This is a genomic window from Elusimicrobiota bacterium, assembly GCA_041660185.1.
In the GTDB taxonomy this organism is placed as follows: domain Bacteria; phylum Elusimicrobiota; class Elusimicrobia; order 2-01-FULL-59-12; family 2-01-FULL-59-12; genus JBAZWU01.
Genome location: JBAZWU010000013.1, coordinates 24,920 through 32,596, shown reverse-complemented (window position 1 = coordinate 32,596; position 7,677 = coordinate 24,920). Strand labels below are relative to the sequence as shown.

The window sequence follows — 7,677 nt, the reverse complement described above, 5'->3', positions numbered from 1 at the left end:
CCGTGCCGATGTTGTAGGAGGATGGGGCAGGCGCTGTCGCTATGACAACAACGTTTTCCCCCATCTGCACGCCCTCCAGAACAGCTAGTCCATTGGCATCGGTCAGCGACTGCACCGGGGTACCGTTACTGCAAAACGACGTGATCGTAAACCCCCGGAGACCGTTGAGACAGTTGGAGGAAATTCCCACCTCAGTGGTTTCGTTGCAGGGAGGAGCTTTGACAAAAACGATGACCTTTTTGCCCGGGACAACCGGCGAAGCCTGGACAAATGTTTTTTCCAACTTCAGGGTGCTGGGGCCTGTGGGATCGTTCCAGTGAAGGGTGGCACTCACCAGACAGTTTTCGTCAGCGGTGCAGGTGGTCCGGGTGGTCAGAAAAAAATTCCCCGAGAGGCCGGGATCATTCAAAAACGTCCGGACCGGTTGATCGGTCACATCATTATTGACGGCCAGATGACTGAAATCACTGACCGCAGAGGCTTTGTACCGCTCCAGCACCATTTCTCCCAGCACCGCGGCCTTTTTGGCCATCCGGATGTGCGTGATGGATTGGCTGGCTTTAATCAGAGCAATCCCGCCGACGATCCCGACAATCGTCAGAATAAAAATGCCGAGGACGGACTCTATCGTGAGAATCCCCTGTTTATTAGAGATCGGATTCATTCGACGGAAAGGAGACATACTTAAGTATTCTCTCTTTTCATAACAATTACAAGGGAGAGAACCGGCCAGGACAACATTTCTGCTGATATGGATCGTCTTTACAACCTGAATCGCTTTGTTAAATAGAGGTTAATTCTTTACTGGCCAACGCCTTCAGGGGAGGGTCATCTTAAAAACTGGGTTGCTGATTCTGCGTTTGAATCATTGAAAAATCAATCTGACGCCCGGTGACCGGCGTGAGCGTGGGGGGCAGGTAATAGGTCATGATTTCATAATCGGGATCGGATGCCACATAGTTTTGGCCATTGGGCAGCTGTTGACCTGGCACCGCTATGGCAAGGGTATAGTTATTATTATTAGTCCAAGCATCCCCTGAATAATAACCGGACCCATTCGTCGTAGCCACTGTGCGGTGGTTGGGATCTACCCAATCAAGAATTTTAATATCTCGAATGCCTCGCCCGGTTGCAGCGTCCCTGACAGTGCCATACACATAATATGACTTCAGTATCGTCTGATACGTGTATGTCGCCGCTGGTGTAAAGGGACCACCCCCCGTACACGTATTGCATGTGTGCACATAAAAACGTGGGCTTGGCGATTGAATACTGCTGCACCCCGGAATCGGGAGGGTGAAATTCGCCTCGCATTCATGTGGAGTAGGATTATCACAGATGAGAATCGGCGGAGTGGAGTCCGTATTGAAATTACCGACCGATTGGCTTGTATCAAATGTCGCTGTAATCGAAACGGTCCCGTCCGCCCCGCTGGTTGTATAATTCTGCAGATACGAACCGCCGGGACCCCACAAACGGACCGCGATCACCAGTTCCCCGGCTCTGCGGGAGGAACTGGTATTACCATTTGAAACTTCCCTGCCCGTTACCACCATCGTGGTTAATCGACTGGAGGGCGTATTCACGTTCATCCAAACACGGGACGCGGTTGGATACGAGGCGCCTGACCATAATTTCGGCTCAAAACCCCATACATCATAATTCCCGCTGCCATCAGTTTTGAACTTTGGCAAATTACCGACACTCGTATTCATGATGAGCGTATTGCAGGTCGCCGGGTACACGCCAAATCCGCCGCTGTCTTTGATCGTCCCATGAAACCTGTAGGTCGGCTCCATCAAAATATCAACCGGAATAGGATTGGTTACATCCCCCAGGCAGTTGCTTGAGCATATCTTCCAATTACCCGCATCCTCCTGGGGCGTTATTCCAAACCACGTAGGGAAGCAGACGGGGTCTGCCTGGCCAGAAATTCCCATAGGCCGGCAGTTCGCTCCGGGCGCTCCGGCCGGCGGAGTAATCCAGGCCAGAAAATTCGGTTTGGGAACTTTTCCGTTAAATTGCCCTTCTTGTGAAATGAAATTATTCACCCACCGCTGGTTGCTGGTTGGCCCAACCACTCCGGTCGATATTTTAATATTGAGATTATCACTTCGCCAGCCATACCGGGAATAACCATCTGGGTACGACATATCGATCATGACGTTAAGATAGCTCAGCAAGTCCGGATCTGTAATCGGATTCCCGGTGGCTTTATCCTTCACGGTGATCAACAGAGATCCTTTCTTATGAACCATCAAGTCCTGCGTCATCACAGGGCCAGTCGATGACCCCCACTCCGAGGACGTCCGGGTGACGGTGCTTGTATTGACATATCCCTGCACAAACACCGGACTGGTCGGGCCGATGTACGGATCGTAGGGAATAGTTCCATTAATCCCGCGAACGATCAGATTGACGTCGGTCGTGGGCATGACATTATTAAACACATACTGGCCGTTGGCATCCGCTGAAACAATGCATGGATCGCCTATCGTGCAAGACCGGGTACTGCTTGCGTTTATTGTCGCGTCTCGCATCACGATCGCCGGCTCCAATAACTGAATCCGCATGCCCTGGGCCCTGTTCCCAAGCGGCTGATTGAACGCATCAACCACATTGCCCTGGATGCTCCCGGCCGCATGAAAATCTTTAAACAACACGACAGGGGAATCCGACGTCGTGTCCACCGTGGTGCTATCGGTGACAACCGTTGCCCCGTCACCCCGGACATGATAATACCCTGTTGAAAAACCAACCAGACCGCTGTCAAAGGGGGATGGGACAGGCGCTGTCGCTATAAAAACAACCGCCGCATCTGAAGCAACACCCTCGAGAATAGCCCTTCCATCGCCATCGGTCAGCGACTGCACCGGGGTGCCGTTACTGCAAAACGACGTGATCGTAAACCCCCGGAGACCGTTGAGACAGTTGGAGGAAATTCCCACCTCAGTGGTTTCGTTGCAGGGAGGAGCTTTGACAAAGACGATAACCTTTTTGCCGGGAATGACCGGCGAAGCCCGGGCAAAGGTTTTTTCTAACACGATGGAGCTGGGACCTTTGGGATCGTTCCAGTGAAGGGTGGCCTTCACCAGACAGTTTTCGTCAGCGGTGCAGGTGGTCTGGGTGGTCAGGAAAAAATTCCCGGAGAGGCCGGGATCATTCAAAAACGTCCGGACCGGTTGATCGATCACATCATTATTGACGGCCAGATGGCTGAAATCACTCACCGCGGAGGCTTTGTACCGCTCCAGCACCATTTCTCCAAGCACCGCGGCCTTTTTGGCCATCCGGATGTGCGTGATGGATTGGCTGGCTTTAATCAGAGCGATTCCGCCAACGATCCCGACAACCGACAGGATCAGAATGCCGAGCACGGACTCGACGGTGAGAATCCCCCGTTTCGTGAGGATCGGACTCATCCGACGGAAAGGGTGCATACTTAAGTATTCTCTCTTTTTGCAGTAATTACAAGGGAGGGAGACGGTCCCGACGGCAATTCTGCGAATACGTTTGTCTTTTCAAGCTGAATCGCTTTGTTAAATCCAGGTTAAATCTTACTGGCCACCGGCGGGGGCTTCCTGGGGAAGCGGAAGGGCGGAGTCGGTCGTGGGTTCGGCGGAAGCCGCTGTTTCTGATGGCATTTCCTCCGGCAGAGCGCCAGTCACAGCCTCAAGCGCTGAAGCCTGTTCAACCGGGGGCGTTTCGGCGTTTTTGGAGACCTTCGTTTTTTTGTCGCCTTTGCTGTAATCGGGCGGTTTGTTTTTCACGAAGAACACCACACGGCGGTTGGCGGAACGATGCTCATCGGTATTGTTGGCCACCAGGGGATGGTACTCGCCATATCCGATCGCGGCCATATGTTTGGCCGGCAATCCCTGGGATTGAATCAGGTGTTGAACCACGCTCGTGGCCCGCGCGGTGGAGAGCTCCCAGTTGGACGAAAAATGAGTGTTATGGATCGGGACGTCGTCGGTATGGCCCTCCACCACAATATCATGGCTCTCTTTGGCCAGGGTGTTCAGGGTCGGAGCAATTTTGGCAAGAATTTCCTCCATCCGGGGAGACAGATCCGACGAACCGCTTTCGAAAAAAATATTTTCTCCTTTTTCCTGAAGGGTAATCTGCATGCCATCTTTCGTAACCTTGACCTCACCGGCGACCTGCTCCTGTTTCATGGCTTGTTCGACTTCCTTCTTGGCTTTTTGCAGGTCCTTATTCAGGGCCGCGGTCATCGCGTAGAGAATAATGAAAAAGCAGACCAGCTCCGTCATGAGGTCCGCGTAGTTGACAAGCCACGGCGGCGCCGGGTGCCCGATCTGACACACCCGCGGGTCCGACATGGAGATCATGTCACGTTCTTTTAAAGGCATGGGTTAGACCGCTTGCTTGATGAGCGCTCGTTTAGCCGGTTCGAGATACGCTTTCAGATTGGCCTCCATAATCGACGGGCTGACCCCGCTCTGGAGCAGCAGCACGCCCCGGATGATAATTTCTTTGATCAAAAGCTCTTCTTCCGAGCGCCGGCGCAGTTTGCCACCCATCGGCAGAAAGATCAGGTAGCCGGAGCCCAGGCCGAAAAAAGCGGCCGCCAGGCACAACGCCATGCGCCGGGGAACCTCTTCCACATTGGAAATCGAGTTCAGCATGAGGATCATGCCGAGCACCGTTCCGATGATGCCGAACGCCGGGCTGTAGGTGCCCAGCGAGTTGAAGATCTCCGCGCCCACCTTGTGCCGTTCGCGGATGAACCCCAGTTCCGTTTCCATCATGTTGCGGATGAACTCCTGGTCGGAACCGTCGATGACCAGCTGAACGCCGCGTTTGAGAAAATCGTTCTTCACGAGTTTGACATCGCCTTCCAGCGCCAGAAATCCGTCGGTGCGGCCTTTCTTGGCAAAATTGACAAAGGTCGTGACGATCTCCGAGGTATCCTCATCGCTGGCCTTCATCACTTTTTTGAGCACCCGGGCCAGGCCGAAAACCTGCGAAATCGGGTAATTCACCAGCAGCGCGCAGAAGGTGCCGCCCATGACGATCAGAAAGGCCTCATAATTCAGAAACGGTTTAAACCCGGCGACCCCCTCTCCGAGCAGGACCGAGGCGATGACCAGCGCGAATCCGACGACGATGCCTAAAAGTGTTGCGATGTCCATGATTTACACCTCGTAGGGGCGTGCGGCTGCACGCCCGGATATCCCCATGACAAACCATTCAAACGTGAATGGCGGGCGGCCAGCCGGCCGCCCCTACAAATCTCAATGTCCATGCGCCGTTTTTAATCTTCGAACGTGCCGCGACTGTTTCACCTTGGCTGCACCCGAACCCCGCCCGGCTCCGCTGTCCATCAAAAATCCCACCATCATGCAGAGAAAGCCAAGCACGATTCCGGCCACGGCAATGACTGTTAATGACATGACGGGCCTCCCGTTCGCTCTTCCTCTTCGACGGGACTTGCGGCGATGAACTCATCCGCCGCAGGTCCCTCAACAAGTGCTATTGGTTTCCGGTCTGAATAGACAGCCTGGCGATACGCGAGGATGCGCTGGACGACTTCCGCGACGGGTTCCTTCACGACCAGCCGGTTGCCGGTGGTCAAACTGACCACCGTTTCCACCCCATGCGATTCAATGCATTCCACCAGCTCGGCATTGATCGTGATGTCCTGTCCGTTCAAACGATGGAGATAAATCATCCGGCTTTCTCCCGTTTCCCGCTCTGTCCCCGCTGCGCTTTCCAGTTTTCGACCCAGACGCGCAGCGACTCGTCGGGATTCATCTCCAGCATGCGTTCATAGGCGCCCATGGCCTCGTTGATCATGCCTTGCGCGTCATACGCCGCTCCCAGGTACTGATAGGCCTGCCAGAAATCCGGCTGGGCCTGCTTGGCGTAATGGAAATTCTGGACCGCTTCCGCAAAACGCCCTTGTTCATAAGCCGCCGCTCCGGACTGGAAATACTCCCGGGCTTTGACGGGATCCGCCGCCTGAGCGGGCGGAGCCGGCTGAGGCGCCGGAGGAGCCTGCGGCGAGGAGTCAAAATTCAAGGGCTGGCTGTCATCCGCCGCTTCTTCTCCCTCGAGAATGCCCATCTTCCGTTTCTTGCGGATCACGATCTTGCCTTCCTTTTCCAGCTTGGAGATCAGCTCCATCAGCGCCCGGCGCTCGTCTTCGATCTGCTCGGGCGTCAAAGGCCGGCCGTAATCCATGGATTCTTTCAGGAGGGCGGCCGCGCCCGCGGACATGTTGGCAAAGAACTTGTTCATGTATTCCGGCGCCGCACCCCGCAGCGCGCGGCTCAGGGATTCGGTGCCCACCTCCCGCACGATGCCCTGAATCGCGTTGTCAGGGAACTTCAGAATATCCTCAAAGAGAACCACTTCATCGCGGACCCGCTCGTACAACACCGGCTTCTCGTTGCGCAGATAGTCCAGAATGTTCTCGCGCGTGGTCTTGTCCGCCTCGTTCAGGATTTTCAGGAGGTTTTCAATGCCACCCAGCACGAAATCAATCTTTTTCTTGATGTACTCGTCGATGGACATCACCTGCTCCAGCGACGTTTGGCGGATGGTGGCGGTTTCCACGGCCACGCGCGCCTGCAGTTCAGGAGGCATGGACGCGAACACTTCCTTGGCGAACTCCGGCTTCAGGTAGGAAAGGACCAGGGCGATGATCCAGGGCTCTTCTTTCCGGAGGAGGTACGCCAGTCCTTTCAAATTTTGCTCCGACACATAGGTAAACGGTTCAAACTTTTTCATCTCTTCCTCAGCCCCTTTCTCCTCTTCACCCTCTCCCTCGGCGCCTTCACCTTCTCCCTCAGCACCGGCCTGTTCGCCCTCTTCTTCAGAGGCCATCTCACTCTCTTCCGTGAGCTGCGTGGTTTGTTCAATTTTCTGGGTTTTATCTTCGAGCGCCGCGTTCAAACGGCGGAAAAAACTGGCCAGCGGTCCGAACAAAAAGAGCAGCAGCCACAACGCCAGCGCGATCGGGATCAACCACTTCGGCGTGAGGACCTGCTGCCAGGCGGTTTCGGTGAAGGTGGTGGGCGTGAAAACGAGCTGATTGTCGGCGACCTTCATCGTCGCCACGATCGCCTGTTTCGCAGCCAGGAGCGTATCGCCGGGAACTTTTTTGTCGTACAAAACCGTAATGAGCAACTTCTTAATGGTGGTCCGGGCTTCATACCGTTTCTGCTGCATCTGGCCGCCGGATTCCTTGGATTCTCCGCCGCGGTCTTCTTCCAGCTGAAAAGCCGACTTGGGCATCGGCACGCCCGGGACCAGCACCCGGGCGGGCGGCACGGGCAGCGGTTCGCCATTTTCTCCTTCAGCTTTTTTCTTGTCGCTTTTCGACTTATTCATCCCCATTTCCATGGTCCGGGTTTCCAGACCCATTTCCACGTTGACGATGACCACGGCTTTTCCAGGCCCCAGAATTTTATCCAGGATGTTCTCCTGCAGGTACTGCGTTTTCTCCCGTTCATATTTGGATTCCTGCTCGAGCAGGGTCATGTCGGGAGCGGACGAGGCCGGGGAGGCCGTCGTGGGCGCGGACGCGGGGATGGCGGCAGGCAGCGGCCAAACCGTCAGGAGGACCGCCAGCATCAAGAAGCGCATGAAAGATTCGAAAAATCGCATAGCTTTTATAACCGTGACAAGTCTAGCCCTCGACTTTTGGAG

The 7,677-nt window shown here is 54.9% G+C and carries 6 protein-coding genes; all 6 read right to left on the bottom strand.

All coding sequences use genetic code 11. The features are described from left to right. On the bottom strand, window positions 1-682 hold a 682-nt coding region (locus WC859_09595; protein ID MFA5976398.1), incomplete at its 3' end, for a hypothetical protein. A gap of 151 nt (window positions 683-833) precedes the next feature. Continuing rightward, on the bottom strand, window positions 834-3,440 hold the full coding sequence (locus tag WC859_09590; protein ID MFA5976397.1) for a hypothetical protein: 2,607 nt from the start codon (window positions 3,438-3,440) through the stop codon (window positions 834-836). A 117-nt stretch (window positions 3,441-3,557) separates the two neighbouring features. Continuing rightward, complete coding sequence (locus WC859_09585; GenBank protein MFA5976396.1) at window positions 3,558-4,352, bottom strand: flagellar motor protein MotB; 795 nt, start codon at window positions 4,350-4,352, stop codon at window positions 3,558-3,560. A 24-nt stretch (window positions 4,353-4,376) separates the two neighbouring features. Then, the gene (locus WC859_09580; GenBank protein MFA5976395.1) at window positions 4,377-5,156 is read right to left on the bottom strand and encodes a MotA/TolQ/ExbB proton channel family protein; all 780 of its coding nucleotides are present in this window, start codon (window positions 5,154-5,156) and stop codon (window positions 4,377-4,379) included. Window positions 5,157-5,407: 251 nt separating this feature from the next. Next, window positions 5,408-5,695: a flagellar FlbD family protein gene (locus WC859_09575; GenBank protein ID MFA5976394.1), complete on the bottom strand. Its 288-nt coding sequence runs from the start codon at window positions 5,693-5,695 to the stop codon at window positions 5,408-5,410. Beyond that, complete coding sequence (locus WC859_09570) at window positions 5,692-7,635, bottom strand: FliG C-terminal domain-containing protein (protein ID MFA5976393.1); 1,944 nt, start codon at window positions 7,633-7,635, stop codon at window positions 5,692-5,694. The genes WC859_09575 and WC859_09570 overlap by 4 nt, the downstream gene beginning before the upstream one ends. Window positions 7,636-7,677: the final 42 nt, after the last annotated feature.

Coding starts and splice junctions, on each gene's coding strand:
- WC859_09580 (MFA5976395.1), bottom strand. CDS start 5,156: ATGGACATCGCAACACTTTTAGGCATCGTCGTCGGATTCGCGCTGGTC.
- WC859_09575 (MFA5976394.1), bottom strand. CDS start 5,695: ATGATTTATCTCCATCGTTTGAACGGACAGGACATCACGATCAATGCC.
- WC859_09585 (MFA5976396.1), bottom strand. CDS start 4,352: ATGATCTCCATGTCGGACCCGCGGGTGTGTCAGATCGGGCACCCGGCG.
- WC859_09590 (MFA5976397.1), bottom strand. CDS start 3,440: ATGCACCCTTTCCGTCGGATGAGTCCGATCCTCACGAAACGGGGGATT.
- WC859_09570 (MFA5976393.1), bottom strand. CDS start 7,635: ATGCGATTTTTCGAATCTTTCATGCGCTTCTTGATGCTGGCGGTCCTC.